23 protein-coding genes and 1 pseudogene are annotated in these 26,413 nt (G+C 73.4%); 9 read left to right on the top strand and 15 right to left on the bottom strand.

Annotation, left to right across the window (positions count from 1 at the left end; genetic code table 11):
• Positions 1–77 precede the first annotated feature (77 nt).
• The 3 genes and pseudogenes from sfnG to ACH4OA_RS13940 all read right to left on the bottom strand — a co-directional run.
• The gene (sfnG, locus tag ACH4OA_RS13950) at positions 78–1,202 is read right to left on the bottom strand and encodes a dimethylsulfone monooxygenase SfnG (RefSeq protein ID WP_397935860.1); all 1,125 of its coding nucleotides are present in this window, start codon (positions 1,200–1,202) and stop codon (positions 78–80) included.
• Between the two features lie 197 nt (positions 1,203–1,399).
• On the bottom strand, positions 1,400–1,477 hold the full coding sequence (locus ACH4OA_RS13945; protein ID WP_365878564.1) for a putative leader peptide: 78 nt from the start codon (positions 1,475–1,477) through the stop codon (positions 1,400–1,402).
• Positions 1,478–1,678: 201 nt separating this feature from the next.
• A pseudogene (locus ACH4OA_RS13940) lies at positions 1,679–1,819 on the bottom strand (DUF5914 domain-containing protein); the annotation flags it as partial.
• Between the two features lie 38 nt (positions 1,820–1,857).
• Between ACH4OA_RS13940 and ACH4OA_RS13935 the strand changes: the two are divergent.
• The 3 genes from ACH4OA_RS13935 to ACH4OA_RS13925 are packed head-to-tail and all read left to right on the top strand — an operon-like array spanning position 1,858 to position 3,445.
• A complete protein-coding gene (locus ACH4OA_RS13935; RefSeq protein ID WP_397969134.1) occupies positions 1,858–2,466 on the top strand; it encodes a lycopene cyclase family protein in 609 nt (202 codons plus the stop codon).
• Positions 2,463–3,188 carry a methyltransferase domain-containing protein gene (locus ACH4OA_RS13930; protein WP_397935859.1) on the top strand — a complete coding sequence of 242 codons (726 nt, stop codon included), beginning with the start codon at positions 2,463–2,465 and terminating at the stop codon, positions 3,186–3,188. The genes ACH4OA_RS13935 and ACH4OA_RS13930 overlap by 4 nt, the downstream gene beginning before the upstream one ends.
• A complete protein-coding gene (locus tag ACH4OA_RS13925; RefSeq protein WP_397935858.1) occupies positions 3,185–3,445 on the top strand; it encodes a hypothetical protein in 261 nt (86 codons plus the stop codon). Before ACH4OA_RS13930 ends, ACH4OA_RS13925 begins: the two co-directional genes overlap by 4 nt.
• On the opposite strand, the gene ACH4OA_RS13920 is transcribed toward ACH4OA_RS13925, so the two are convergent.
• Together ACH4OA_RS13920 and ACH4OA_RS13915 are read right to left on the bottom strand one after the other, a co-directional pair.
• Positions 3,432–3,848, bottom strand: coding sequence for a peptidase inhibitor family I36 protein (locus tag ACH4OA_RS13920; protein ID WP_397935857.1), 417 nt, complete (start codon positions 3,846–3,848; stop codon positions 3,432–3,434). The two genes, ACH4OA_RS13925 and ACH4OA_RS13920, sit on opposite strands and share 14 nt — an antisense overlap.
• A 340-nt stretch (positions 3,849–4,188) precedes the next feature.
• Positions 4,189–5,112, bottom strand: a complete 924-nt coding sequence (locus ACH4OA_RS13915) for an NADP-dependent oxidoreductase (RefSeq protein WP_397969133.1) — start codon at positions 5,110–5,112, stop codon at positions 4,189–4,191.
• Between the two features lie 240 nt (positions 5,113–5,352).
• On the opposite strand from ACH4OA_RS13915, the gene ACH4OA_RS13910 reads away from it, so the two are divergent.
• A complete protein-coding gene (locus tag ACH4OA_RS13910) occupies positions 5,353–6,996 on the top strand; it encodes a glycoside hydrolase 43 family protein (RefSeq protein WP_397969132.1) in 1,644 nt (547 codons plus the stop codon).
• 123 nt (positions 6,997–7,119) lie between these two features.
• Here ACH4OA_RS13910 and ACH4OA_RS13905 read toward each other — a convergent pair whose 3' ends face one another.
• Entirely contained in the window at positions 7,120–8,133 is a 1,014-nt protein-coding gene (locus tag ACH4OA_RS13905; protein WP_397935855.1) for a LacI family DNA-binding transcriptional regulator, read from the bottom strand.
• 394 nt (positions 8,134–8,527) lie between these two features.
• On the opposite strand from ACH4OA_RS13905, the gene ACH4OA_RS13900 reads away from it, so the two are divergent.
• Both ACH4OA_RS13900 and ACH4OA_RS13895 read left to right on the top strand, forming a co-directional pair.
• A complete protein-coding gene (locus ACH4OA_RS13900) occupies positions 8,528–9,493 on the top strand; it encodes a glycoside hydrolase family 6 protein (RefSeq protein WP_397969130.1) in 966 nt (321 codons plus the stop codon).
• A gap of 81 nt (positions 9,494–9,574) precedes the next feature.
• Positions 9,575–10,855, top strand: coding sequence for a glycoside hydrolase family 6 protein (locus ACH4OA_RS13895; RefSeq protein ID WP_397935853.1), 1,281 nt, complete (start codon positions 9,575–9,577; stop codon positions 10,853–10,855).
• 60 nt (positions 10,856–10,915) lie between these two features.
• Here the strand turns inward: ACH4OA_RS13895 and ACH4OA_RS13890 are convergent, their stop codons facing one another.
• Entirely contained in the window at positions 10,916–12,436 is a 1,521-nt protein-coding gene (locus ACH4OA_RS13890; RefSeq protein WP_397969129.1) for an alpha/beta fold hydrolase, read from the bottom strand.
• 121 nt (positions 12,437–12,557) lie between these two features.
• On the opposite strand from ACH4OA_RS13890, the gene ACH4OA_RS13885 reads away from it, so the two are divergent.
• Positions 12,558–13,502, top strand: coding sequence for a MerR family transcriptional regulator (locus ACH4OA_RS13885; RefSeq protein WP_397969364.1), 945 nt, complete (start codon positions 12,558–12,560; stop codon positions 13,500–13,502).
• A gap of 109 nt (positions 13,503–13,611) precedes the next feature.
• Here the strand turns inward: ACH4OA_RS13885 and ACH4OA_RS13880 are convergent, their stop codons facing one another.
• Positions 13,612–14,325: an SDR family NAD(P)-dependent oxidoreductase gene (locus ACH4OA_RS13880; protein WP_397969127.1), complete on the bottom strand. Its 714-nt coding sequence runs from the start codon at positions 14,323–14,325 to the stop codon at positions 13,612–13,614.
• A gap of 101 nt (positions 14,326–14,426) precedes the next feature.
• Between ACH4OA_RS13880 and ACH4OA_RS13875 the strand changes: the two genes are divergently transcribed.
• The gene (locus ACH4OA_RS13875; protein WP_397935850.1) at positions 14,427–15,275 is read left to right on the top strand and encodes a helix-turn-helix transcriptional regulator; all 849 of its coding nucleotides are present in this window, start codon (positions 14,427–14,429) and stop codon (positions 15,273–15,275) included.
• A gap of 26 nt (positions 15,276–15,301) precedes the next feature.
• Here ACH4OA_RS13875 and gntD read toward each other — a convergent pair whose 3' ends face one another.
• Positions 15,302–16,333, bottom strand: coding sequence for a guanitoxin biosynthesis L-enduracididine beta-hydroxylase GntD (gntD, locus tag ACH4OA_RS13870; protein WP_397969126.1), 1,032 nt, complete (start codon positions 16,331–16,333; stop codon positions 15,302–15,304).
• Positions 16,334–16,370: 37 nt separating this feature from the next.
• Positions 16,371–17,603: an MFS transporter gene (locus ACH4OA_RS13865; RefSeq protein WP_397969124.1), complete on the bottom strand. Its 1,233-nt coding sequence runs from the start codon at positions 17,601–17,603 to the stop codon at positions 16,371–16,373.
• Between the two features lie 251 nt (positions 17,604–17,854).
• Here ACH4OA_RS13865 and ACH4OA_RS13860 point away from each other — a divergent pair, with 251 nt between their 5' ends.
• Entirely contained in the window at positions 17,855–19,435 is a 1,581-nt protein-coding gene (locus tag ACH4OA_RS13860) for a glycosyltransferase family 39 protein (RefSeq protein WP_397969122.1), read from the top strand.
• Positions 19,436–19,553: 118 nt separating this feature from the next.
• Here the strand turns inward: ACH4OA_RS13860 and ACH4OA_RS13855 are convergent, their stop codons facing one another.
• Genes ACH4OA_RS13855 through ACH4OA_RS13835 form a run of 5 tightly spaced genes read right to left on the bottom strand, consistent with a single transcriptional unit; the run spans position 19,554 to position 26,284 of the window.
• A complete protein-coding gene (locus tag ACH4OA_RS13855) occupies positions 19,554–20,237 on the bottom strand; it encodes an FHA domain-containing protein (RefSeq protein WP_397946430.1) in 684 nt (227 codons plus the stop codon).
• Positions 20,225–20,902 carry a 4Fe-4S single cluster domain-containing protein gene (locus tag ACH4OA_RS13850; RefSeq protein ID WP_397935845.1) on the bottom strand — a complete coding sequence of 226 codons (678 nt, stop codon included), beginning with the start codon at positions 20,900–20,902 and terminating at the stop codon, positions 20,225–20,227. Before ACH4OA_RS13850 ends, ACH4OA_RS13855 begins: the two co-directional genes overlap by 13 nt.
• Entirely contained in the window at positions 20,899–22,797 is a 1,899-nt protein-coding gene (locus ACH4OA_RS13845; RefSeq protein WP_397969120.1) for an AAA family ATPase, read from the bottom strand. Before ACH4OA_RS13845 ends, ACH4OA_RS13850 begins: the two co-directional genes overlap by 4 nt.
• Positions 22,794–24,068 (bottom strand): hypothetical protein, encoded by a 1,275-nt coding sequence (locus ACH4OA_RS13840; RefSeq protein WP_397935841.1) that lies wholly within the window; start codon positions 24,066–24,068, stop codon positions 22,794–22,796. Before ACH4OA_RS13840 ends, ACH4OA_RS13845 begins: the two co-directional genes overlap by 4 nt.
• Positions 24,065–26,284 carry a protein kinase gene (locus ACH4OA_RS13835; protein WP_397969118.1) on the bottom strand — a complete coding sequence of 740 codons (2,220 nt, stop codon included), beginning with the start codon at positions 26,282–26,284 and terminating at the stop codon, positions 24,065–24,067. Before ACH4OA_RS13835 ends, ACH4OA_RS13840 begins: the two co-directional genes overlap by 4 nt.
• Positions 26,285–26,413: the final 129 nt, after the last annotated feature.

Below are 26,413 nucleotides of genomic sequence, written 5' to 3'. Positions count from 1 at the left end.
GGTGACCTCTTTCCGGTGGGATGGCGGGTTCTCCGCGGGCGGAACGCGGCGGGGGCGCGGAGGGAACGGGACGGCGGTCAGGCGGGCGCGGGGACCGTGGCCGCGGGCCCGGTGTCCGGGAGCCGGGCCTCCAGCTCGCGCACCAACGGCAGCACGCGCCGGCCGAAGTACTCGACCTCCTCGTGGTAGTGCAGGAAGCCGAGCAGGAAGAGGTCGACGCCCAACTGCCTGTAGGCGACGATGCGTTCCGCGATCTGCTCGGGCGTGCCGATCAGCCCGGTACGGAACCCGTCGTTGTACTGGACCAGGTCCTCGAAGGAGGAGTCCTGCCACATGCCCTTGCCGTCGGCGGTGGACCGGCCGGCCTCCCTGACCGCCGCGCCGAAGCCCTCGACGGCCGCGGTGTCGGCCCGGGCGACGATCTCGCGCAGGGTCTCGCGGGCCTCGGCCTCGGTGTCGCGGGCGATGAGGAAGCCGTTCAGGCCGAACCGGGGCGCGGCGCGGCCCGCCCGTCCGGCCGCGGCGCGCACGTCGGTGAGCTGCTCGGTCACCCCGGCGAAGTCCTTGCCGTTGGAGAAGTACCAGTCGGAGACGCGGCCCGCCATGGCGCGGGCGGCCGTGGAGTTGCCGCCCTGGAAGATCTCCGGGTGCGGGCGCCCCGGGGCGCTCAGGGGCTTGGGCTTGAGGGTGAAGTCCCGCAACCGGTAGAAGTCACCCGCGAGTTCGGTGTGGTCCTCGGTCCAGAGCCGGCGCAGGGCGCGGATGAACTCCTCGGCGCGGCGGTAGCGCTCGTCGTGCTCCAGCCAGGGTTCGCCGAGCGCGGTGAACTCGTCCTTGAACCAGCCGCTGACGACGTTCACGGCGAAGCGGCCGTGCGACAGGTGGTCGGCGGTGGCGCCCAGCTTGGCGAGCACACCGGGGTGCCACAGGCCCGGGTGGACGGCGGCGATGACCTTCAGACGCTGGGTGGCGAGCAGCAGGGCGAGGCTGAAACTGGTCGACTCGTGCTGGTACTCGGCGCCGTAACTGGCCATGTAGCGGACCTGGGTGAGCGCGTACTCGAAACCGTTGTCCTCGGCCAGCACGGCCAGTTCGCGGTTGTACTCGTACCCCCAGTCGGTCCGCTGCTCGATCTTGCTGGTGACGAGTCCCCCGCTGACGTTGGGAACCCAGTAGGCGAATTTCACGGGTGCCTGGGACATGCGGAACTCCTGTTGCCGGTCAAGCGGAAATGCCGTGCGGGCGCGCGGAATTCAGGCGCCGGGAAACACCGGATCGGTGAGGTGCGGGAAAAGGCGCGGCACTGCCCGGTGCGCAGTGAACGCGGCGTAAAGGCGGGCGGCGGGTCGGGACGCGCCGGGGCGGCGGGCGGACGGGGACCCGCGTGAGGGGCGGGCGATCAGGCCGCGGGGCGACAGGAGGCGCTGGAGACGCGCACGAGGTCGACGTGGCGTCGCCGCGTGAGGTCCGGTCGCATCGTCATGCCCTCGATCGTGGCAGCCGCGCGAGCGGCCGGTCAAGAACAGGCGGAGTTTCCCGTACCACGGGCCGCCGGAATTCACGCGGGCGTGACAGAAGGCTCTTGCCGCACACCGGAAACGGCCGCGCTTCCGGAAGGACGCAAGAACGCAAGGGCGTGCGGCCAGACGCGGGAACGCACAGCGGCAGTGACGGCTGTTCAGCCCGGGAAACGCCCATGTGACCGCAGTCGCCGGCGGCGTTCGGCATGGGCCAGGTCGTCACGCCACGGGCGTCCGGCGGCCGTACGGCCCAGCGGACGCAGCGGCACCGTCAGGCGCCGGGCCACGGAGAAGCCGCGCGGTCCTTCCCGCGTCCCGCCGAGGGCGACCGCGCCGGGTGCGGGTGCGGCGGACACGATCGATCGGCGGTGTCTCGAATAGGATCGCCAAGAAAGTGACATTCCCTGACGAACCGGACGCATATCGGCATGCCGGACCGGGGCGCGGCCGTACGGGCGCCGCGGCCACCCGGGCGGCCTCCGGCCCCGGTGACCGTCAGTCCGGTCCGTCCGCCGCCCCGGCGGCGCCGCGTCCACCACGGGCCCGGACACGACCCGACCGAGAGAGGGCTGCGGTGATCGAGACGGACGTCGCCCTCGTCGGCGCCGGAGCCGCCGGTCTGTCCCTGGCGCACCGGCTCGCGCACCCGGCGCCCGGGGCCCGGCCCCTGTCCGCCGTGCTCCGCGAGGCGCCCCCTGGGCCGCTGTGGTCCCCGCACCGGAGGCCCGGAGTTCGCCCCCTCGGCCGTGGACCTGATGGACGTCCGCACCCCCAGCCGGCGCGGGGCGTGTCCTTCAGATACGCCTTGCCTACCGGCCAGGACACGGCGCTCGTCGAGTACACGGAGTTCTCCACGCCTGCCGCCCCCACGCCGGCAGCGGCCGCGCCGTGGCCGTGCCCCGCGCGTCCGCCGCGCCCCCTTCCCCGGACCGAGGAGTGCCCATGACCGTGCTGCGCGACGCGGACCTGACCGTCGCCTTCGACCATGCCGCCCGCGGCTACGACACCCTGGTGGCCGCCAACCCGGGCTACCACTCCCAGCTGCGGCGCTCCGTGCGCCGGCTGGGCCTGCCCGACGGCGGGCGCGGGCGCCGCGTCCTGGACCTGGGCTGCGGCACCGGCGCCTCGACCGCGGCGCTCGCCGCCGTCCTGCCCGAAGCCGAGATCACCGCGGTCGACGCCTCCGCCGGGATGCTGCGGCGCGCCGCGGCCAAGCGGTGGCCGCGCCGCGTCTCCTTCGTGCACGCCCCGGCGGAAGGTCTGCGCCGGGCGGGCGTCGAGGGCCCGTTCGACGCGGTGTTCGCCGCCTATCTGCTGCGCAACACCGCCGATCCCGACGCCGTCCTGCACGCCGTACGCGCGGCGCTCGCGCCCGGCGGCCGGCTGGGCGTGCACGAGTACACCCTCGGCGGCCGGCGCGTGGACCGCGCGGTGTGGACGGCGGTGTGCGGCGGCCTCGTGCTGCCCGTGGCCACCGCACTCGGCGACGGGCGGCTGTACCGGCACCTGTGGCGCAGCGTGGTCGAGTTCGACACCGCCGCCCGGTTCGCCGTACGCCTGCGCGACGCGGGCTTCGAGCGGGTGCGCGTCCTGCCGCTGCCGGGCTGGCAGACCGGCATCACCCACACCTTCGTCGCCCGTCGCCCCACCCGGGGAACCGGTCGGTGACCGCGTGCCCCGGCCGCGACGGCACGCCCGCGGTCCGCACCCGCGGCTCGGTGCTCGAACCGCACGCCTACGCCCTGCCTCCGGAGGCCGACCCGGACACCCAGCACAAGCTGCTGGTGGACCACCTGCACCGCGTGTACCCCGAGACCCTCGCCGCGCGGATCGTCGGCCAGCGGCACGAGGGGCTGCGCGTCCTGCGGCGCGCCGAGGCGGTGCCCCGCCCCGTGCGCCGCCGCGCGGGACCTACTGCTTCTTGAACGAGCGGATCTGGTAGCTGCCCTGGAGGTTCCCTCCGTGGCCGGCGGGCGTCGAGCCGACCCGGGAGTGGTAGTTGGTCTGCGTGTAGTACTGGACGCGGTGTCCGGTTCCGTTCCACAGGGACAGCACGTTCTTGCCGTTGCGGATGAAGGAACACTGGTCGGCGGTGTTCGCGATCTTCTCCGAGGTCCACTGGCAGCGGGTGCCGCCGCCGTCCCAGCTGCTGTAGATGCAGAAGTTCCCCGGGTCGCACCTGTAGGTGGCGGCGGCACCGCTCCCGGAGGCGGACGGGGCGGAGGCGGCAACGGTGGTGGCGGGGGCGGACGTGGCGGGACCTGCTGTGCCGAGGGCTGCCGCCGCGAAGGCGGCCGAGGCGAGGGCGAGTGAAGCGACACGGTGCATGGAGGGGTGGTTCCTTCCCACTGGTTCCATCGTCGGTGTCCGCGGACGATGGCTCTCAGTGTCACGTACCGTGAACGGCTGCCACCAGAGCGTACAGGGAGGCGTGCGAGGCGTCACGGGCCTCGCCCGGTACCCGCTGTCAGCCGTGTGAGCCGGTTCCTCCGGCGGAGTCGGGGGGCGCGCACGGCGCGCCGGAACGCCCCGCCCGGCGGAAGGGCCGTCGGCGCACCGCGCGGGGGGCGTGCCCGCGAGCGTCCCGCCGGGCGGCGCGCCCGCGGGCCGTCGGCGCACCGCGCGGGGGGCGTGCCCGCGAGCGTCCCGCCGGGCGGCGCGCCCGGTCTCAGCCGGCGGCCGGCACGGTCAGCACCACCTTGCCGCGGACATGGCCGGACTCGACGTCGCGGTGCGCGTCGGCGGCGGACGCCAGGGGATAGGCGGCCGTGATGGGGAGCACCAGCTCGCCGGCCGCCGCCAGGCGCGCCAACTCGGCGAGGACCGCCGCGGAGCGCGCGCCCCGCAGCCGTATGATGCCGTGTTCGTCCGCCGCCCGCTGGTCCACCGTGGTGCCGATCCGGCTGCGGTCCGCCACCAGTTCCAGGGACGCGGTGACCGCCGCCCCGCCGACCGCGTCGAGCACCACGTCGACCCCCTCGGGTGCCAGTGCGCGGACCCGCTCCACGAGTCCGTCGCCGTAGGCCGCCGGATCGGCGCCCAGGGAGCGCAGGTAGTCGTGATTGCGCTCGCTGGCGGTGCCGATCACGCGGGCCCCCAGGCGGCGGGCCAACTGCACGGCCACGGTGCCCACACCGCCGGCCGCGGCGTGGACGAGCAGGGTCTCACCGGCCGTCACCTTCAGCTCCCGCAGCGCGTTGACGGCCGTCTGCCCGGCGGCGGAGAGCGCGCCGGCCACTTCCCAGGGCAGCCCGGCGGGCTTCGGCACCACCGAGTCGGCGGGGACGGTGAGCACGTCGGCGTACGCCCGCATGGCCGTGTAGCCGAGCACCTCGTCACCCACGGCGCACCCGGTGACGTCCGCGCCGACCTGGTCGACCACCCCGGCGAACTCGTTGCCCAGCCGCTGGGGGAACGAGGCCGGGGTCATGCCGTGGAACTCACCGCGGCGCACCTTCACATCGACCGGGTTCACCCCCGCGGCACGCACCCGCACCCGCACCTCGCCGGGGCCCGCCACCGGCTCCTCGACCTCGGACACCGCCAGCACCTCGGGCCCTCCGTAGGCCGCGAACGTGATCGCCGTCGCCATGTGCCGCTCCCTCTCCCGGGGATGATCCCAACCTCCGCAGCCTACGGGGGAGTTCACGCGCCTCGTGCGCGGGCCCGCGACCGCGAGGGCGTGCTCGGCACCCGACTCTTCGAAAGTTGCGTGCGGTCATCCGATGCGTGCGAGGGGTATTGACGTGGTTCACCACCCCCCTATCATCCGAGTTGCTCGGTAAGTCGACCATCGTTCGAAATGACGAACACGCAGGAGAGTGCCGTGGATATGTCATGTACCGGTCAGTCGCCCGTGTCGCGCCGCAGCGCCCTGGGAGCCGCCGCCGGCCTGGCCGCCGGTGCCGTGCTCCCGCTGGCCGGGGCCTCCGGCGCCGCCGCCGCTCCCGCCCGGGGGCCGGACCGCGCGGCCGCCACGGAGTTCACGAACCCGGTGATCTGGCAGGACTTCGCGGACATCGACGTCATCCGCGTCGGCGCCACCTACTACGCCTCCGCCTCGACCATGCACTTCTCGCCGGGCGCGCCGGTCCTGCGCTCGTACGACCTGGTGAACTGGGAGATCGCCGGCCACTCGGTACCCGTGCTCGACTTCGGCGCCAAGTACGACCTGAACGGCGCCCGGGGCTACGTCCGGGGCGTCTGGGCGTCGTCACTGGCCTACCGGCCGAGCAACAAGACGTTCTACTGGCTCGGCCAGATCGACTTCGCCCGGACGTACGTCTACACCGCCACCGCCGCCGAAGGGCCGTGGAACAGGCTGACGACGATCGGCACCCCCTACTACGACGCGGGGCTGCTCGTCGACAGCGACGACTCCCTGTACGTGGCGTACGGGAACACCACCCTCAGCGTGGCCCAGCTCTCGTCCGACGGCCGCACCCAGGTCCGCACGCAGCAGGTGTTCACGGCACCGTCGAGCGTCGGCACCCTCGAGGGCTCCCGCTTCTACAAGATCAACGGGCAGTACTACATCTTCGTGACCCGGCCCGCCAACGGCCAGTACGTCCTGAAGTCCTCCAGCGGCCCGTTCGGCCCGTACACGATGCGTCAGGTGCTCCTCGACCTGCGCGGGCCGCTGCCCGGCGGCGGGGTCCCGCACCAGGGCGGGCTGGTGCAGACACAGGGCGGTGCCTGGTACTACATGGCCTTCGTCGACGCGTACCCCGGCGGCCGGATGCCCGTCCTCGCCCCGGTGTCCTGGACCTCGGACGGCTGGCCCGTCGTCCAACTCGTCAACGGCGCGTGGGGCACCACGTATCCCAGCCCGGCCGTGCCCGCTCCGCCCCGCCAGGTCGCTCCCATGACCGGCGTCGACACCTTCGACGGCCCCGCCCTCAACCCGAGGTGGGAGTGGAACCACAACCCGGACAACACCAAGTGGTCGGTCGGCGGCGGCCTGACCCTGCGGACCGCGACCGTCACCGACGACCTGTACTGGGCCCGCAACACCCTCACGCACCGCATCCAGGGACCCACCTCCACCGCCACGGTCCAGCTCGACCACTCCGCCATGCGGGACGGCGACCGGGCCGGGCTGGCGCTGCTGCGCGACTCCTCCGCCTGGATCGGGGTCAAGCGCGACGGCGGTGTGACACGGGTGGTCATGGTCGGCGGACTGGCCATGGACAGCAACTGGAACACCACGGCCACCGGCACCGAGCTGGCGAGCGCCGTCGTGCCGGGCGGCCGTATCTGGCTGCGCGCGAACGCGGACATCCGTCCCGGCTCGGCACGTCCGGGCACCTTCTCCTACAGCACCGACGGCACCACCTTCACCCGCCTGGGACCCGCCTTCTCCATGGGCAACGACTGGCGGTTCTTCATGGGGTACCGGTTCGCCCTCTTCAACCACGCCACGCAGGCGCTCGGCGGCGCGGTCCGCGTCACGCGGTTCGAGCTGACCACGCCCTGAAACGGTCCCACGAGCGCGTTCTCGCGGGGAGCCGGACCACCCGTACGGGAAGCCGGCCGGACCGCCGGGGGAGGGGCAGGTGGCCGGGGGCGCGGGGCACGCCGGGCCGGCCGGGCGGGGTGCTCAGGCGCTGGAGCGGATGACGAGGCGGGTGGGCAGGATCAGCGGGGTGGGGTCCTGCCCGCCGATCAGCGCGACGAGCATCCGCGCCATCTCCCGCCCCAGCGCCTCGACGGGCTGGTGGACGGTGGTGAGCGGGGGATCGGCGATCCGGGCCGCGGCCAGGTCGTCGAAGCCGACCACGGAGACGGCGGCGGGCACCGGCCGGCCGGCCGCGCGCAGTGTGCGCAGCGCCCCCGCCCCCATGTTGTCGTTGGCGGCGAACACCCCGTCCAGAAGCGGGTGTTCCGCCAGGAGCGCGGCCATGGCGGCGGCTCCGCCGGGCTCGGTGAAGTCCGCCTCCTGCGGCGGGAACGGAGCGAGCCCGGCCGCCAGCATCGCGTCCCGGTAGCCGCGGTAGCGGGCACGCCCGACCTCGGTGTCCAGGCGCCCGCAGAGGGCGGCCACGCGGGTCCGGCCACGCGAGAGCAGGTATTCGGTCGCCTCGCGCGCCCCGCCGGCGTTGTCGACGTCCACGTACCACCGGGGAGCCGGACCGACCGGGCGTCCGCCGAACACGACGGGGATCTCGGCCTGCTCGGCCATCCGGACCAGCGGGTCGTTCTCGCGCAGCGCCATCAGCATGACGCCGTCGGCGCCCTTGGACCGCAGCAGTTCCCCCACCCGCTCGCGGCCCCGGTCGGACGCGGCCAGACACAGCATCAGATGCAGGTCGGCCTCCTCCAGAGCGGCCGACGCCCCCACGATCACCTGCGCGAAGAAGGGGTCGGCGAAGATCGACGGATCCTCTCCCGAGACGACCAGGGCGGCCGCTCCCGTCTGGCGGGTGGCCAGGGCGCGGGCGGTCGGGTTCGGTACGTACCCCAGTTGCCGGACGACCCGTTCGACCGCCTCGCGCTTGGCGCGGCTGACGTGCGGGGCGTTGTTGAGGGCGCGGGAGGCCACGGAACGGGAGACGCCCGCGCGCCGGGCCACCTCGTCGAGCGTCGGCTGCCGACGCGGCGCGGCTTCGGTCATGAACCGTGGACCTTTCCCTCTGGGCCGGACAGGGCGGATACGGAGGCGGGTGCGGAGGTGGGCGCGGACACTGGGACCGCTTCCAGTTCCCGGACTGTAGAGCCTTGTTACCGCCCTGTGAAGAGCGATCATCTGACGGATCGTCGTACGCCGCCTCTTGACAGTCTTTCCGGCCCGTCCCACGATACCGACCACACCCGAGGGCTCTCGATACGACTGGGAGCGCTTCCAATGGGAGCGCTCCCAGTACGTATCGCCGGTCCCTCGGCGTGTCGTTCCCGCCGGAAGAGCCCGCCGGCACCCGGGGACGCCGTGCCACCGCACTTCCTCAGCGCGTCGCACGCACGGGACGAGAGCGTGCGACGCATCCCTGCCAGGAAACCGAGGTACAGCCATGCGCCGCAGCATCCGCGCCCTCACGGCAGCGCTCCTCGCGCTGCCGCTCGCGCTCGCCGTCGCCCCGTCCGCGCACGCCGCCGACCCGACCACGATGACCAGCGGGTTCTACGTGGACCCCGACTCCAGCGCCAAGAGGTGGGTCGCCGCCAACCCCGGCGACGGCCGGGCGTCCGCGATCAACACCTCCATCGCCAACACTCCGATGGCCCGCTGGTTCGGGTCGTGGAGCGGCTCCATCGGCACCGCCACGGGCGCGTACGCGGGAGCGGCGGACTCCTCCGACAAACTGCCCCTCCTCGTCGCCTACAACATCTACAACCGCGACTACTGCGGCGGGCACTCCGCGGGCGGAGCCTCCTCGCCGTCCGCCTACGCGACCTGGATCGCGCAGTTCGCCGGCGGGATCGCCGGCCGCCCGGCCGCCGTGATCCTCGAACCGGACTCCCTCGGCGACTACGGCTGCATGACCCAGGCCCAGATCGCCGAACGCCAGAGCATGCTCACCGGGGCCCTCACCCAGTTCAGCCGGCAGGCCCCCAACACCTGGGTCTACCTCGACGCCGGCAACCCCGGCTGGGTCTCCCCGGCGACCATGGCCCAGCGCCTCCACGAAGCCGGCCTCCGGCAGGCCCACGGCTTCTCGCTCAACATCTCCAACTACTTCACCACGGCGGAGAACGTCACGTTCGGCAACGCCGTCAACAGCGAACTGAGCGCCCGCTACGGCTACACCAAGCCGTTCGTCGTGGACACCAGCCGCAACGGCAACGGCTCCAACGGCCAGTGGTGCAACCCGTCCGGGCGCCGCATCGGCACCCCCACCCGGACGGGCGGCGGCGCCGAGATGCTGCTGTGGATCAAGGCCCCGGGCGAGTCCGACGGCAACTGCGGCGTCGGAGCCGGCTCCTCGGCCGGACAGTTCCTCCCCGAGGTCGCCTACAAGATGATCTACGGCTACTGATCCGGGACACCCGCGGCCCGGCGGCCGGCACCCCGCCGGGCGGTGGGCGCTCTCCCCTCCGCCCCTCCACCAGGAGCAGCCATGCCACCACGCACCCTACGACGCCGCGTGGGCGCCGTCATCGCGGCGCTCACCGCCTGCGCCGCCCTCACCGCCACCCAGGCCCAGGCCACGCCCACACCCACGCAGGACGCGCTCACCCCCGCCACCAAGTTCTACGCGGACCCGCACGGCAAGGCCGCGCAGCAGGCTCTCGCGGACTTCAGGGACGGCGACATCGAGGACGCCGCGAACATGGCCCGGCTCGCGAGCCAGCCGCAGGCCACATGGTTCACCGAGGGCACGCCCGACGAGGTGCGCGCCAAGGTGAGCACGCTGGTCCACCGGGCCCGGACCGCGCACCGGACCCCCGTCCTGGTCGCCTACGACATCCCGGGCCGGGACTGCGCGCAGTACTCCAGCGGGGGAGCGGCCTCCTCCGCCGCCTACCGGCAGTGGATCGACGCGTTCGCCGCGGGCATCGCCGGCGACCAGGCGGTGGTCGTCGTCGAACCCGACGGCCTGGCCCTGCTGCCCAGGGAGTGCGGTCCCGCCACCGACCCGACGGGCGAACGCACGGCCGCCCGCATCGCCGACCTCGCCTACGCCGTCCGGACCCTGAAGGCCGGCGGGCACACCGCGGTCTACCTGGACGCGGGCAACGTCCAGTGGCGGTCCGTCGGCGACATGGCGCAGCGGCTGCTCGACGCCGGGGTGAGGTACAGCGACGGCTTCGCCCTGAACGTGTCCAACACCCACCCCACCGACCACAACGCCCGGTACGGCACCTGGATCGCCACGTGCATGTGGTACGCCACCGAGGGACCCGAGGCCGCACGCGGCCACACCGACTGGTGTGCCGACCAGTACTACTCGTCCGCCGCCCCCAACGACGGCACCCCCGGCGGCAGCGTCTCCTCGGCCGACCCCGCCACCTGGAAGTGGACCGACGCCTGGTTCGACCGATACGCCGGCACCCCGCCGGCCGGCGCACTGCGCCACTTCGTGATCGACACCAGCCGCAACGGCCGGGGCGCCTGGACCCCGGAGCCCGGCAAGTACAGCGGGGACCCGGAGGCCTGGTGCAACGCGCCCGGCCGTGGTCTCGGCCCGCGCCCCACCTCCGCGACGGGCACCCAGCTCGTCGACGCCTATCTGTGGGTCAAGGTCCCCGGTGAGTCCGACGGCGGCTGCACGCGCGGCACCGGCGGCACGGTCGACCCCGAGTACGGCGTCGTCGACCCGCCCGCCGGCGCCTGGTGGCCCGACCAGGCCCACGCCCTGGCCCGCAACGCCGTACCGCGCCTGACGTTCGGCCACTGAGCCCGCCCGGGGGCGGAGTCCGGCCCCGCGCGGAACACCGGGCGGTGTGACGCGCGGGGGTCAGCCGGTCAGGTGGGCCACCACCGAGCGCATGGCGCGGCGCAGGGCCGGGCGGACCTGCCCGGGAGCGTCGACGGTCTCGAAGCCGTGGTGGCCGTCGGGGACGTCGACCAGTTCCAGGCGGGCCCCGCAGTCCCCGGCCGCGGCCACGAACTGCTCCACGGTGGCGGCGATCTCGGGTGTCTCCCGCCCCGCCCGGAGGAGGACGACGGGCAGGGCGCCCGCGCCCGCGACCGCCAGGTCGGGCCGGAACCGGGTGCCGGACAGCCCCCAGTTGGGCAGCGGCGCCAGGATCGGATAGGCGGCGGCCAGGCAGCGCAGCCAGGCCGGTGGACCGGCCAGCCAGTCCGCGGTGAGCAGGCCGCCGCCGGAGAGGAACCACAGGGCGATCCGGTCGGCGTCCACCCGGGGATCGGCCCGCACCCGTTCCACCGCGGCGCTGACGTCCGCGGCGGCGCGCGGGTAGTCGCCGATGTCGTGCAGCCGGTGGTCGAGGGTCACGCCGACCATGCCCTCGGCGGCCGCCAGCCGGGCGTAGCCCACCATCGTCGGCCAGTCGCGCGGGGTCGGCCGGGCGCCGGCGGGGACCGGACCGCCGTGCACGAAGACCACGGCCGGCCGCGGTCCTCCGGCGTCGGGGGCGTAGAGGTCGACACGGCCCTCGCGGTCCCGGGGCACCTCGGGCACGTCCAGCGGGAACGGCCGCAGGTGCGGGGGCGGCGCGCCGGCGCCGGCCGGCCGCAGACGGCGCCCCTCGCCGGCCGCGGCACGCAGCAGGACGTCCGCCAGCTCGGCCGGGCAGGACAGCATCGGCCAGTGTCCGGTGGGCAGTTCGAAGAAGGTGACCCGAGGGCCGGTCAGGGCGGCCAGCGCGGGGTCGCCGAAGTCGACGAGCCGCTGGACCAGGTCGACGCTGACGCCGTTCCCGGTGCACAGCACCCCGGTGGTGGGCACGGCGGCCTCCCCTCCCGTCAGCCGCAGCGGCTGGAGCAGGGTGCCCAGGGGCTGCGGCGCGGCCAGGGCCGTGAGCCGGTCCAGTGCCGCGTCCCCGACGCCGGCCGTACTGCCCCAGCGCTGCCACTCGTCACGGCCGGGCGGCGCCAACTCGCCCTCGCTCACACCGTCTTCGGCCCATTCCGCCAGCCGTGCGCGCAGCGCCTGGTCCGGCACGGCGGCCAGGGCGGGGACACCGTCCCGCGGCATCCCGCAGTCCAGGTACACCACGCGGGCCACACGCTGCGGCCGCCGGTCGGCCGCGCCGAGCACCGGATGGATGCCGTAGTCGTGGCCGACGAGCACGATCTCCGGGCCGGACGCCGGGTCCACCGCGTCGATCACGGACACCACGTCCGCGATGTGCGTCTCCAGGTCGACACCGGCCGCCGTGGCGGGGCGGCCCGCGCCGACTCCGCTGAGCGGCACCGCGTGCACCTCACTGCCCGCCGCGACCAGCCGCGCGGCCGTCTCCTGCCACACGTGGGCGCCGGTGAACACGCCCGCCACCATGATGAATACGGCCATCGGCCCTCTCCTCGGTTCGTCACACGCCACCGCGCCGATCGCGCGCCGTGGCCGGCGGACCGGGACCTCCGCCCGGACCCGCAGGCCGGTACCGTAGGAACTCCCCCAGAGGGAGGTTCAACTGTCCGCGTCGCACGAGGTGCTGTGGAGCATCGGCGAACTCGCCGAGCGCGCCGGCGTCACCGTCAAGACCGTCCGTTTCTACTCCGACCGGCGTCTGCTGCCCGAGGCGTCCCGCAGCGGCGGCGGACACCGCCGCTACGGCCCCGAGGCGCTGGAGCGGCTGCGGCTGATCCGCTCCCTGCGCGCCCTCGGCCTGCCGCTGCCCGAGGTGCGCCGGATCGTTCAGGACGAGGACGCGGCGGGCCGTGTGCTGGAGGACGCCGTAGCGGGCCGGCTGCGCGAACTGGGCGGCGAGCTGAAGGCGTTGCGCTGGCGGGAGGCGGCGCTGCGGCTGGTGCGGGAGTGCCCGCCCGCGGAACGCGCCGACCGGCTGCGGCTGATCGGCGCGGTGAGCGTCCCGCCGAGCACGGCGGCGCTGGCCCGGTTCTGGCGTGCCTGGCTGCCGCCGCGGATGCCGGCCCGGGCGACGGCCCGGTTCCTGGAGGTCGCCGTTCCGCAGCCGCCCGACGAGCCGGACCCGGCGCAGGTACTCGCCTTCACCCGGCTGCACGCCATGACGACAGCCCCCTGCCCCGCCGGCCGGCAGCCCCAGCCGGAGATCCACCGGACGGCCGGGGCCCGCGGCGCGGCCGCGCTGTACGAGGGACTCGCCGAAGCCTACGAACTGGCCGCCCCGCACCTGCGCCGGGCCCGGCAGCCGCACCCGGGCGAGGCACTGGAGGCCTACGTGACGGCGTACGCGACCGCCTGCCGCAGCCCCGACACCCGGGACTTCCGCCGCCTGCTGGCCGCGCGGCTCGCGGCGGCGCCGCGCCTGGACCGCTACTGGGAACTGACGTCCGTGGTGCTGACGCCCCCGGGCGGCCGGCCACGACCGACCCCGGGCTCCGCCGACGAGTGGCTGCGCACGGCACTGGAGCGGGACAACACCGAGGCGGCCTGAAGGCTGTCCGGCAGCGAGGAACCGGCCGGCGTGGGCGACGATCAGCCGGCCCGCCCCGGCCACGCTCGCCCTGTGCGACGCGGGGCCACGCCTGTCCTGTTGCGGACGGCTACCAGGGCAGGGGACCCGCCGCGTCGAAGTACCCGCCGGTGGGGCCGTCCGGGCCCAGCCGTGCCATGCGGACGATGATCTCGGCGCCCTCCTCGACCGTCTGGGTCCCGGTGTTCCCGTTCAGGTCCGTCCTGGTGAAGCCCGGCTCCACCGCGTTGATCCGCGCGGCCGGGAACGCCTTCGCGTACTGGACGGTGATCATGTTGACCGCCGTCTTCGATGCCGGGTACGCCACCCCGGGATAGGCGGCGGCCGGGTGGCCCGGCCGCGTCACGAGCGTGAGCGAGGCCAGGCCGCTGCTGACGTTGACCACGACCGGCGACGCGGACCGCAGCAGCAGCGGCAGGAAGGCGTGGGTGACGCGCACCGTGCCGAAGACGTTCGTCTCGAAGACCTCCCGCATCATGCCGGCGGTGGTGTTCGCGGCGGTGGGCACCTCGTTGGCCGGGCCGCGCGTCTCGATGCCGGCATTGTTGACCAGCACGTCGAGACCGCCGTCGGCTTCGATGGTCCGCACCGCCGCCGCGACGGACGCGTCGTCGGTGACGTCGAGCTGTACGGCCCGGGCTCCGGCGCCCAGCCGCCCGGCCGCGCGGCGGCCGCGGTCCGCGTCCCTGCTGCCGACGTAGACGGTGTGTCCCGCGCCAAGGAGGCGGCGGGCGGTCTCGTAGCCGAGACCCTTGTTCGCTCCGGTGATCAGTGTCGTCGTCATGCCCCCACCGTCCATTCCGGCCGCCCGCGCAGCCAGGAGTCCCGCCTTCCTGGGACCAGCGGTACCAGGCACGCACCCGCTCGGCGGGGCAGACTGGGCGCATGACGACGGCGGAGTTCGGCAAGGCGGTGCGCCGCTGGCGCGACCGGGTCCGGCCCGAGGCGGCGGGGATGCCGGCCGGCGGACAGCGGCGCGCGGCAGGGCTGCGCCGCGAGGAGCTGGCCATGCTGGCCGGGATCTCCGTCGACTACGTCACACGGCTCGAGCAGGGACGGGCCACCCACCCCTCGTCCCAGGTCGTGGAGGCCCTGGCCCGCGCGCTGCGGCTGACGGAGGAGGAGCGCGCGCACCTGTTCCGGCTCGCCGGCCTCGTGCCGCCGGGCCCCGAGACGGTGCCGACGTACCTCACCCCGAGCGTCCAGCGGCTGCTGGACCGCCTGACGGGGACGCCCGTGGCCGTCTTCGACGCCTCCTGGAACCTGCTCCTGGCCAACGCGCCCTACGCGGCCCTGATGGGCGACCCGTCCGGCCGGCGCGGCTACGAACGCAACGGTGTGTGGCGCCACTTCCTCGGTCCGGGGCCCGGCGCCCGGCGTACGCCGCAGGCGGAGCGCGACCAGGAGGCCGCACTCGTCGCCGATCTGCGCGAGACCTCCGAACGCTACCCGGCCGACCGGCGGCTGCGGCGGCTGATCACCGAACTGCGCGCGGGCAGCGAGCGGTTCGCCGAGCTGTGGGACGCGGGCGCCGCCGGCCGCCACCAGGGCTCACGGAAGACGATCGACCATCCGCAGGCCGGACCGGTCACACTGGACTGCGACATCCTCACCGTGGCGGGCAGCGACCTGCGGATCATGGTGTACACCGCCGAACCCGGCACCGAGGACGCCGAACGCCTCGCCCTCGTCACCGTCCTCGGCACCCAGGACCTCGTCGGCCCCGCCACGTGAGGCGCCCGTCACCTGGCGGCGTCCCGTCAGTAGATGACCCGTGACTGAGCCGTGAGCCGTGCGTGCCGGGACTTGCGCAGATCACGGGTGACGTTCAGCCGGCGCAGCCAGCGGTCGGTGCCGTCGAAACGCGCCCGGAAGGGCTTACGGCCGTGCACCACACGGTAGTTGTCGATGAAGGCGATATCGCCGGCCCGCAGGGCCACCCCGTCCATCACGCTGTCCAGCGCCTTGCCGATCTCCTCCAGGGCCCGCTGCTCGCGTTCACCGTGCACACCCTGCATGTAGTAGGGATCCAGTCGGAGGTACGGGTCCCGCTGCGAGCCGAAGAGAACCGCGACCGGCTCGGGGGACCGCAGGGCGCTGTCCACCCGCTCGGCGCTGCGCCGCATCAGCTCGGCCGCTTCCGGATCCTCCTGGCCGCCCGCGACCTGGTTCTGCGGACGGTGCGAGTCATCCGGAAGGATCTTGAAACGCTCCTCCGCCAGGGCTTCGCGCGTCACGTCGTCGAGCCGCACGTCGGCGATGTCGGCGAAGGTCGTCTCCACCCCGTCGGGATTGCGCAGGCACATCAGGCCCAGGTAGTCGGTGCGCAGCGGATGGAAGGCGTCCTCGGTGTGCCAGGTGAGCGTCTCCGCGCTTCCCCAGCCGATCTGGCCGTGCTCGTGGGCACGTATCGGGAAGATGTCGTGCATGACCCGCCCGTCCTGCTGGGTGGCCCAGGCGATCGGCTCGCCGAGCAGGCAGGCGATGAGCAGGAACGGGATGTCGAGGCGCAGCGTCGCGTCCGGTGCGGCCTTGTCGCGCCAGTCCGGCGGGGTGGGTCCGAGCGCCGCGTCGTCGACGGGCAGGCCGGACACGACCACCACGCCCGACGGCTCGGTCAGCTTGAAGTCGACCAGCGCCGTCCGCAGTGCGCGCGGCAGCTCGTGCGCGTAGACCGGGGCGGCCCGGTGCAGCGCGGGATCCTCGATGGACGAGAAGCGCCCCGCGACCTCCGCGGTGATCTTCTCGATCGCGGCGATGTCCTCGTCGCGCAACCGCAGCTTCAGCATCATCGTCCTCCGTTGTCGGTGGTCAGGAGCGCGCCGGCGGTCACGCGGCCGACGGCCGGGGCAGCGCGAGACGGCGCAGGGTCGGGCTGGAGGTGACGCCGGTGGCGACGACCACCAGCAGCGCGGACGCGCCCAGAATGCTCAGGGAGCCGTCCCGGGTGGCGGTGGCCAGCACACCGGCGGTCACGGGGCCGGCCGTGGCGGCCAGTTCGGAGCCGGTACCGACCAGACCGGACAGGCGCCCGCGCAAGCCGTCGGGCACGGCCGCCAGCTGGCAGGTGATCACGGCGGTGCTCCCGACCGGCATGGCCATCGCGGCCACGCCCAGCAGGATGCCGAGCGGCACGCCCCGCGGTGCGTACGCCATGGCGCCCGCGACAGCGGCGAAGACCCAGGTCGAGCCGATGACGAGCACCGCCGGCGACAGTGCCGCCGCGTGCAGCCGGCCCGCGGCCAGGGCGCCGGCCAAGCCGCCCGCGCCGAAGCACGTCATCATCAGGCCCATCTGCCCGGGCGCGACGCCGTCCTCGCCCGACACGATGAGGACGAGCACGACCAGGGTGTGGAACGAGAGGTTCACGCCGACGATCCAGGCCATCGTCGCCCGTATGGTGCGCATCCGCAGCAGCGGCCCGAACCCGCCGGGCCGGGGCGCGGCGGCCGCCGCAGGTGTCTCACCGGCCGAGGGCCCGGCGGCACGGCGCGGCAGGTGCAGCGCCGCCAGCGCCCCGAACGACACCGCGAGCACCGACGTGTTCAGCGCGAACGGCAGCACCTCGTGCAGCCCGAACGTGAAGCCGGCCAGCGCCGGACCGATCAGCAGCGCGGCGAACGGCCGGGCCGCGTTGCCCGCCAGCGCTTGCGGCAACTGGTGCTCCGGTACGACCTGGGGCAGGGCCGCGTTCTCGGCCGGTACGAAGACGCCGGCGGCCGCGCCTTCGACAACCGCTACGAGCAGGATCTGCCACAGCGGGCAGGTGCCCAGCAGGACGGTGACGGCGACACCGAGCATCGCCGCCGTCCGGATGCTCTGGGCCAGCACCATCACCCGCTTGCGGTGCACACGGTCGGCCAGCGCTCCGGCGGGCAGGCTGACCAGCGTACGGGCTCCGGCGAGCACCGCGGCGACACCGGAGACCGCGGCCGCCGAGCCCCCGTGGGCGAGCACGAGCAGCGGGAACGCGATGTACGCGATCTCGGCGGCCATCTCGGACAGGAACATGCCGGACCAGAGGATGCGGTAGTTCCGGTTGCGCGACAGGGATGCGGTCATGCCGTGCCTTTCCCGCGTGACGGCAGCGGACGTCACCGAGTCTCCCGGCGGCGGGGCGGCCATCGCCACGAAGTTGCCCCGTGGATGAAACTCCGAGGCCAGCCGCGTCCCGTCCCCGGCGTAGCCCACGGCCTGCGCATTGTCGGCACGGTTCAAGTTCGTGGAGGACAGCCGTGCACGCGTCGATAGTGGAGCGCTGAGTCGTGTCCGGCACCGGCACGGCAGCGAGCCACTACGGAACGGAGTCCCTTATGACTTCCGCGACAGCGACGGCTTCCCCGGAACAAGAGGCGTCCCCGCCGCCGGACCGGCCGACCCCCGTGCCGTGGCGGCCGGTGTCGCTGACCGCCGCCGCGATGACGGTGTGCCTGCTGGCGCTGGCCACCCGGCACGGTTACCACGTGGACGAGCTGTACACCCGGGTGGCGAGCCGCCATCTCGCGTGGGGCTACATCGACCAGCCGCCGCTCGTGGCGCTCGTCGCGAAGGCCGAGACGGCGGTGTTCGGGGACAACCTCCTCGGCTTCCGCGTGGTGCCGGCGCTGCTGGCCTCCGTCGCCGTACTGCTCGCCCCGCTGATCGCCCGCGAGCTGGGCGGCGGCTCCCGGGCGCAGACACTCGCGGCGTGCATGGCGTTCGCGTCGGGCGTGGTCATGTTCACCGGCCACATCATGGGCACGAACAACTGGGACGAGCTGTCCTGGGTCACGGTGTCCTGGCTGCTGATCCGGATGGTGCGCACCCGCGACACCCGGCTGTGGTGGGCGATCGGCGTCGTGGCCGGCGTCGGCCTCACCGCGAAGTACCTGCTGGTTCTCCTGCTCCTCTGCCTCGGGGCCGCGCTGCTGGTGTCCGGTCCGCGGTGGGTGCTGCGGACCTGGCGTTTCCCGGCCGCCGTCGGCGTGGCCGTGGCCATCGCCTCGCCGGTGCTGATCTGGCAGATCACGCACGGCCTGCCGCAGCTGGAGATGAGCGCCGCGCTGTCCAAGGCGCTGGAGACCCTGTCCCGCAGCACCTTCGTCCCGATGCAGCTCCTCCTCGTCGGCATCTTCCTGAGCCCGGTGTGGATCGCCGGGCTGGTCGCGCTGCTGCGCCGTCCCGAGTGGCGGGCCTACCGGTTCGTCGGCTGGTCGTACCTGCTGATGGTGGTCCTGCTGCTGGCCGTCGGCGGACAGGGCGCCTACACGACCTCGCTGCAGTACGTCCTCCTCGCCTCGGGGGCCGTGGTCGTCGACCGGTGGGCGCGCAGCGTCAAGCGGTTCGCGGTGATCGGCGGGCTGACCGGGCTCAACGCGGTGAGCTGCGCGATCCTGCTGCTGCCGACGCTCCCGATCGACGCGTACGCGGGCAACGCCGTCCTCAGCAGTGCGGCCATCACGCAGTTCGACCAGGCCGGCTGGCCCGCGATGACCCGGCAGGTGGGCGCCATCTACCACTCGCTGCCACCGGATGAGCAGGCCCACACCGTCATCTACGGCAACCACTACGGCCAGGCCGGCGCGATCGACAAGTGGGGGCCGCGGTACGGGCTGCCGAAGGCGTACAGCGGCCACAACTCGTACGCCGACTTCGGCCGGCCCGGCGAGGACAAGACGACCGTGATCACCATCGGCGTGGACCCGGAGCAGTTCGGCAAGCTCTTCCAGTCCTGCGAGAAGCGCGGCGCGTACGAGAACGACCTGCCCGTGTCCGACGACGGCCAGAAGTTCATGGTGTGCCGTGGCCCGCTGAAGCCCTGGTCACAACTGTGGGAGCAACTGCGGTGGATCGGCTTCCAGTGCCCGTACACGGCCCAGGCGGTCACGGCCGACAGCACCAAGGGGTGCGACTGAACCGGTGCGGCAGAGCGCCGCGTCGGCCAGGCCGGCCTCGGTTTTCAGTGAGCGGCCACCGACCGTGGTTCCCGGGTCGTCGCGGTGCTGGTCACTTCGGCCGTTTCCCGGGACCTGGTCATCGCCGGTCCGCTTCACCCGGCTGATCGACGGTGATCGAGAGCGTGCAGTCCGCGGCCAGCCGCAGAACGTCGCCGTCCCGCAGGGGCGTCCGCGCACCGGGGCTGACCGGGCTGCTGTTCACGAAGGTGCCGTTGGTGGAGTGCTCGTCCCGCACCCATGCGGTGCCGTCCGGTTCCAGACCGACGGTCGCGTGCTGACGGGAGACGTTGTCGTGGCGTTCCAGCAGGCTGTGCGTCGTGTAGGCGGCCGGAGCGCGGCCGAGGAGCAGCGTGCTGCCCGGCGTCACGGTGCGCTCCACCGCCCCGAACCGGATCCGCAGGACGGTGGTGGGCACGTCGTGGCGGGTCGCCTGCACGTCCGCGGCCCGCTCGCCGGAGCCGGCCGTACGGGACGGGCGCGGCTCGACCAGTATCCGCTGGCAGACCACGCACACCTGATTGGCCGGCACCGGAACCGGGGCCCCGCAGTGCGGGCAGAGCCGGGGCTGCCTCTCCTCGGCCGGATCGCCCTCGCCCACCGCTCCCGAGGTCTCCGGCCCGGCCGCCGGCGGGTGCGGGGGCTGCCCGGGCAGGGGGTACCGGGCGACGGCGGGACGGCTGAGGTTCCCGGAGCATCCCCGGCAGACGAGATCGTCCTCCTCCGCCTCCAGGCCGCAGGACAGACAGATCAGCTGCGCCATGACACCTCTTCCAGGGTGATGCCGGCCGAGCGGAGCCGGGAGCCCAGGCGGTCCATGTCGCCCCGGCGGGGTACGCCGATGAACCAGATGCGGCCGTCGGCCACCGCGACCTGCATGGGCGGTGCCGAGTCGACGGAGCCGGTCCCCTCGTACCGCTCGCGCCCGAGATCGGTCAGCGGGGTCAGGCGCTGGTTGCTCGAACCTCTCCAGCGCAGTCCCGGAGTGTTGAGGCGCTCGACGTACGGGCCGGTGATCACCGCGTCGCACTGGCGGAGGAGCGTGGCGTGCTCCCTCTCCAGCCGGGCGAGGGAGTACCCGCTGTAGACGAGCACGTCCAGGGGCGCGGGCCGCTCTCGGCGCCAGGCGCGGACCCACTCCAGGAGCGCCGCGAGTGCCTCCGGCTGCTGGAACGGCTCTCCTCCCGAGACGGTGATCCCGTCGAGCGGATCGGGCAGGCCGGAAAGCCAGGCCTGGAGTGCCGCGAGGTCCACGAGCGTGCCCGGGTCGGCCGTCCAGGTGTCCTGGGAGACGCAGCCGGCACACCCGATCGTGCAGCCTTGCGTCCAGATGCCCGCCCGGGTCCCGGGGCCCAGCGAGGTCACCGGGTAGTGCGCCTTGTTCAGCATCAGCTCGACGGGGCGGGGAGCGGCGGGGGAGTCCGTCATGCCAGCTCCACGGAGACGATGTCGCCCTCGCGCCGCAGGCGGGTCACCCGGACGTGTGCGCCGGCCGCCGAGCCGCGGTCGAACAGGGCCCGGGCGAGGGGATTGACGAACTGCGATTCCAGGGCCATGCCGATGCCCCGGCCGCCCATGCGCGGATTGCCGGTGCAGGACTTCTGCAGTGCGGCCCGGGCCTCGGGGTCCACCTCCAGGACGATGCGCTGTTCCTCGTGGACCCTGGAGATGATGTTGTCGAGCTGGAGGCCGAAGATGCGGGTGGCCGCCTCGTGGTCGATGAAGTTGAACACCACGATGTTGTCCCCGAAGCGGTTGAGCAGCTCGGGCCGGCCGAGGACCCGGGTGAAGTGGTCGCTGATCGCCGCTTTCACACGCTCCTCGATCTCGTCGTACGGCATGTCGGGGTGGACGTGGGGCACGAGCCGGCCGCTGCCGTCGTCCACGTACATGCCGAGGTTGGAGGTGAACACGAGGACGGACTCGGTGAAGTGCACCGTCGAGCCGCGTCCGTCCGTCAGCCGGCCGTCTTCGAGGATCTGCAGGAACTTGTCCAGGATCCGCGGATGGGCCTTCTCGATCTCGTCGAAGAGGATCACCCGGAACGGCTGTTGCCGCACCGCGTTGGTCAGTTCGCCGCCCGCCTCGAAGCCGACGTACCCGGGCGGTGCCCCGATCAGCCGGTCCCCGGCGTGCTCCGCGGAGAACTCGCTCATGTCGAACCGCAGATAGGCGGACTCGTCCGCGAAGACCAACGACGAGACGGCCTTGGCCAGTTCGGTCTTGCCGACGCCCGTGGGGCCGGCGAAGAACAGCACGCCGCGCGGCCGGGTGGAGGACGTGGACTGCTGCGCGCCGGACAGCCCGAGGGCAGCCCGCTTCAGGATGTCGAGGGTCTTGGTGACGGCCTGCGGCTGTCCGACGACGCGCCGCGGGATCGAGTGCTGGCCGTCCGTGATCCGTCTGCGGAGGTACTCCCGCTTCCAGGGGTTGTCCATGACGCCGAGTTTGTAGATGCGGATCGCGTCCGGAAGCTCCGTCATCGTCAGGCCGCGGTCCCGGGCCAGCCGCGTGACCTCGATCATCGCCTGCAGAGTGAGTCCGTCCGTCTGGGCCGCGAACGCGTCGCACACCTCGGACGCCTGTGGGTCGGCGCCGAGGTCCGTGACGCCGAAGAGCTTCATCAGCAGGCGCGCGGTGGCCTGCCGGTCGCCCAGATCCGGAACCGGGACCCCGATGGACCGCACCTGGTCGTTGGCCGACGTGAGCCAGACCGGCAGATCGCCCTCACGGTCCGCCAGCCAGATCACCGGGTTGTAGAGCGGGGTCGTACGTCCGCTCGGCGCACCCACGGCAACGGCGGTCCGGGAGAGCCCGGCACAGAACCTGAAGAAGCTGCGCTCGTTCGGCTCCATGTCCGTCGCGCTGCGCGCGATGCGGGAGGCGTCGTCGATCGCCAGCGCCGCCCGGACCGGCTGTGCGGGGCGGGCCAGTTCGGCCATCAGGCCGCGCAGGGTCTCCAGCGAGGGCCGTGTTCCCGGCCGGGGTAACCGGGGAAGCAGCCGGGCCACGGCCGCCTCGGCCCGGTCGGCCTCCTCGGCCGTGGCACCGGCCGGCAGGTGCACCCGGAGGCCGTCGACGGGGTCGTGCACGAGCAGGAACGCGTATCCGTTCGTACGGAGCGTCTCCCAGAGCAGGTCGGGCAAGGACAGCAGACGGGGGCGTGCGTCGGCGGACCCCCGGAACAGGAAGCTGTCATGGCGGTTCCCCCACAGCACGAACTGCGAGTGCACGGGAAGAGTCGCCTCGAACTCCCGGACGAACGACGGCCCCGCCGGCGCCGATCCGTCGGAGGCGCGGGTGCGGTCCGTCGGGCGGGTCACCGGTCACGCTCCCGGTGCCTGGGCCGGGCCCGCGTGTCCGGGGCGACCGGGGAGACGGCCAGGGGCACGGGAACCTGTCCGGGCGGGACCGCGACCTGGACGTCCGTGCTCAGTCCCGCCTGCGCGAGGCGGCCCCGCAGTTCATGGAAGTCCTGACACCACTGTTCCTCTCGTTCGACGTCGGTGTGTGCGGCGTCGTCGTCGCCTCCGGCAACGGTGCGCACCACGGCGGTACGCAGCTGACCGCTCTGCTGGTCGACCACCAGGTTGACCGCGTGCTCGGGCCATTCACTCCGTGACAGGCGCAGGGTGCCGTCGGCGACGGTGAGCGTCTCGAATCCCTGGCTGACCTGGTAGCCGAGGTCGGTGAGGGCGTCGGCCACCGTGTTGACCACGTACTGCTGCTCGGCTTCCGCTTCGGCCGCGGCCTGGCAGTCGGCCACGCGTCGGCGCAGCGGCTCGTCGAGGGTACGGCGGCCGGCCACGACCTCCGTGAGCAGGGCCCGCACCGGGTCCGCGTCCGCTGCCCGGGCGTCCTGGAGGTCGTGCAGGAGCGCGATCGCTTCGCCGGCCTCGCGTCGCCCGGCCTCCGCGGCGGCATTGGCACGCTGGACCCGGAGCCTCGTCTCGGTCAGCCAGGTGCGTGCTTCGTCGGCCGTGGCCGCCTCGGCCACCCGCGCGGCGGCCTGCCGAGCCTCCGCCCGGTGGCCCTCGTCGCAGTCCGGGAGGAGGCGCGACAGGACCCGGGTCAGGGTCTGTCCGACATCCTCGCGCGCGGCTGTGTCCTCTGCGTCCTCGGTGTCCTCTGCGTACGCCGCGAACAGCTCGGCGGCGTCGACCAGACGGCGCTCGGCGGTGTGCCCGGTCACGCTGGAGAAGAGAGCGGCCGCGACGGCGCGAGCGGCCTGTTCCCGCAGTTCCCGCTCCGCGGCGGCCAGCGCGCGGTCGGCCTCGGCGCACCAGGCCTCCAGCCGGGACGTGGACTGCGTGCCGATCTGCAAGGGCTCGGGAGGCGTCACGACGATGGCGGCACCGTACTGCTCCCTGAGGTCCTGGCAGGACACGGAGAGGGCCGTGATGCGAGCGTTGCGTGTCTTCACCCCGCGTACCGCCGCGTCCCGGGCGGCCGCGGCCTGGAGGGCTGCCTCGCGGGCGGCTTCCGCACGGCGTCGCGTGGCCTCGCGCACCGCGGCGTCTCGTGCGGCCGCGCGCAACGCCGCGGCGGTGAGGGACCGGTCACGCCGGTACGTCGTGCATTTGGGCCCGCTCATCGCTCCCCCAGAGGCTGCGTCCGCTGTGCCTGGTGCGCTGTGCGCCCCTCCCGGTAGCGGACGAAGGTCCAGAGCCCGTACCCCGCCGCGACCACGAGGGGAACCGGTGACCACACCCGCAGGGTGACGATCACCCAGGTCACGGTGCCGATGGCCATGTACAGGAGGCAGCCCCCGCCCAGGACCTTCGTGCGCCTGCGCATGGGCCACAGGTGCGTTGCCAGTGTGTGCCGCCGGCCGGGCAGGCCGCGGAAGATGCCGGCGAGGCGGGACTGCAGGGACCACCGCGGGTGGTAGACCTGTCCCAGCTTCGCCGCCAGCACCAGTTCGCAGGCGAGCGGGACACCGCAGATCACTGTGGCGGCGGGGATGAACCGCTGCAGGAAGTCTCCGTCGCCGATCAGGGTTCCCAGCAACAGCGGCACACCGACGGGCAGGGCGAACAGCAGGGCCACCCCGCCGAGGGCGCGCAGCACCGCCTCCCGGGTGCCGGACCGGCCGCGGTCCCCGGGGTCCTGCCACTCGGGTGGATGGTCCGTCGCCGCGGCTGCGTGCGCGCGGCGCAGCTCCTCCAGGCGGCGGGCTTCGGCGACAGCCGTCGGCAGCGTGCGCGTGGCTGCCAGGTGACGGACGGGGTCGCCGCCGTCGGCCAGCAGCGCGTCGAACCAGCCGGTCTTGCCGCGTACGGGCGCCGCGGCGGATTCGATCCGCTGTCGTAGCGCCCGGGCCCATTCCGGGGACACCGCGATGGCCAGCGCCTCCACGCGGATCTCGGCGCCCATGAGCTCTTTGCGGATCCTGGACGGCAGCGCGGCCGACTCCCGCAGTCGTTCCCACCGGGCATGCAGATCACGCCAACGACGGTCTACGCCGGCGAGCTGGTGAGCGCCTTCGCCGAACGTCGCAAGGGTGGCGAGCAGGTCGCGGGTGTACAACTCGTCGACGAGCCCGCGTGCGGTCCGGCGCCCGGCCTCGTCGTGGGCGGACGAGGCGTGTTCGGCGAGGGTGAGCAGATCGTCGGGGAGCAGGCGCTTGCCGCGGTACACGGGTGGCATCGTCGGATCGAGCCAGTGCAGCAGCCGCAGCAGCTTCACGTCCGGCGCGTCGGTTCCCGGGAGGTGGAGGTCGATCAGGTCCACGAGGTCTTCGACGTCGTCGCGGTCGGGATCCTCGAACTGCGCCAGCCAGGCGCGCAGTTGGCGCCAGCCCTGGCTGGGGTCGTCCCGGTCTCCCATGGACACGAAGAACCGGCGTGCGGCGGTCTCCCAGTCCGCTGCCAGTGCCCGGGCCAGTGCCCTTCTCTCGGTGTACTTCACCCCGTGGAACCGCAGGGGCCTGAGACCGGTGGCGCTCGCCGGTTCGGTGCCGGGAGCCGGTGACTCCTCCGCCACCTCCGGGGTGCCGCCGTCGAGCCACCCGCGCACCTCGGCGGCACCCCACCGCCGGACCGGGTCCCTGACCAGCAGCCCCCTGCACAACAGCCGTGACCGTTCGTCCGCCACATCCGACACATCGACCGGCCGGGTCGCCAGATGATGCCGGACGGCCTGCTCCGACAGGCCCCGGAACGGTGAACGGCCGGTGGCCAGTTGCCGGGTGATCATCCCCACCGCCCACCAGTCCTGTGCACCGGACACCTCCGCGCCGAACACGTACTCCGGTGCCGAATACGCCAGCGTCCCGAACACGCGTTGCGTGAACCGGGACGTCGCGTCCAGGGACTTGCTCACACCGAAGTCCGCCAGCGCCAGCTCCAGTGGTTCCCTCCGGCGCAGGAGCACGTTGGACGGCTTCAGATCGCCGTGCACGATCCCCGCCGCGTGCAGCTGCTCGACCGCCTCCGCCAACTGGGAGACGAGCCCGGACAGGACAGCCGGCGACAGTACGGTCCCAGCCCCGACCAGGTCCTCCAGCGACCCTCCGGGGAGGTACTCCGACACCTCGAAGTCACGGCCGTCCGAGAATCCCGTTTCGACCACGCGCACCACATGGCCGGTGTCCAGTCCCCGCAACCGCTCCCAGACCTCGGGAGCGACCCGCACCCCGCTGCGGTACACCTTCGCGACGAACTCGCCCCCCGCCGCGTCGCGGACCAGCAGCACATCCGCCTCTCGCCCCTGGTGCGGCAACTCCCTTACCACCACGAACCGTTCGGCCAGCACCGACGGTAAGCGCAGCAGCGCGGAGGGACCACCACCGTCGTCACGACGCGTCACAGCGGCATCAGGTGCCCCACGTTCGGCACCGGCATCATCACGACGCGTCACAGCAGTCGGCAGGGCCCACTCCTCCACGCCGGCCTCCCTCCCCCGCGCAGGATGGTACTTCGCATCGGGTCGGCCGGC

This window comes from Streptomyces sp. NPDC017095, from assembly GCF_044332325.1.
Classification (GTDB): domain Bacteria; phylum Actinomycetota; class Actinomycetes; order Streptomycetales; family Streptomycetaceae; genus Streptomyces.
This window is presented reverse-complemented; position numbering and strand designations above follow the sequence as displayed.

Bases quoted from the DNA above. Each gene is read 5' to 3' on its own strand.
- ACH4OA_RS13875 (WP_397935850.1), top strand. From the start codon at position 14,427: ATGACGACGGCGGAGTTCGGCAAGGCGGTGCGCCGCTGGCGCGACCGG.
- ACH4OA_RS13905 (WP_397935855.1), bottom strand. From the start codon at position 8,133: ATGACCGAAGCCGCGCCGCGTCGGCAGCCGACGCTCGACGAGGTGGCC.
- ACH4OA_RS13840 (WP_397935841.1), bottom strand. From the start codon at position 24,068: ATGAGCGGGCCCAAATGCACGACGTACCGGCGTGACCGGTCCCTCACC.
- ACH4OA_RS13865 (WP_397969124.1), bottom strand. From the start codon at position 17,603: ATGACCGCATCCCTGTCGCGCAACCGGAACTACCGCATCCTCTGGTCC.
- ACH4OA_RS13910 (WP_397969132.1), top strand. From the start codon at position 5,353: ATGTCATGTACCGGTCAGTCGCCCGTGTCGCGCCGCAGCGCCCTGGGA.
- ACH4OA_RS13945 (WP_365878564.1), bottom strand. From the start codon at position 1,477: ATGCGACCGGACCTCACGCGGCGACGCCACGTCGACCTCGTGCGCGTC.
- ACH4OA_RS13855 (WP_397946430.1), bottom strand. From the start codon at position 20,237: ATGGCGCAGCTGATCTGTCTGTCCTGCGGCCTGGAGGCGGAGGAGGAC.
- gntD (WP_397969126.1), bottom strand. From the start codon at position 16,333: ATGATGCTGAAGCTGCGGTTGCGCGACGAGGACATCGCCGCGATCGAG.
- ACH4OA_RS13880 (WP_397969127.1), bottom strand. From the start codon at position 14,325: ATGACGACGACACTGATCACCGGAGCGAACAAGGGTCTCGGCTACGAG.
- ACH4OA_RS13850 (WP_397935845.1), bottom strand. From the start codon at position 20,902: ATGACGGACTCCCCCGCCGCTCCCCGCCCCGTCGAGCTGATGCTGAAC.
- sfnG (WP_397935860.1), bottom strand. From the start codon at position 1,202: ATGTCCCAGGCACCCGTGAAATTCGCCTACTGGGTTCCCAACGTCAGC.
- ACH4OA_RS13900 (WP_397969130.1), top strand. From the start codon at position 8,528: ATGCGCCGCAGCATCCGCGCCCTCACGGCAGCGCTCCTCGCGCTGCCG.
- ACH4OA_RS13930 (WP_397935859.1), top strand. From the start codon at position 2,463: ATGACCGTGCTGCGCGACGCGGACCTGACCGTCGCCTTCGACCATGCC.
- ACH4OA_RS13860 (WP_397969122.1), top strand. From the start codon at position 17,855: ATGACTTCCGCGACAGCGACGGCTTCCCCGGAACAAGAGGCGTCCCCG.
- ACH4OA_RS13890 (WP_397969129.1), bottom strand. From the start codon at position 12,436: ATGGCCGTATTCATCATGGTGGCGGGCGTGTTCACCGGCGCCCACGTG.
- ACH4OA_RS13920 (WP_397935857.1), bottom strand. From the start codon at position 3,848: ATGCACCGTGTCGCTTCACTCGCCCTCGCCTCGGCCGCCTTCGCGGCG.
- ACH4OA_RS13915 (WP_397969133.1), bottom strand. From the start codon at position 5,112: ATGGCGACGGCGATCACGTTCGCGGCCTACGGAGGGCCCGAGGTGCTG.
- ACH4OA_RS13895 (WP_397935853.1), top strand. From the start codon at position 9,575: ATGCCACCACGCACCCTACGACGCCGCGTGGGCGCCGTCATCGCGGCG.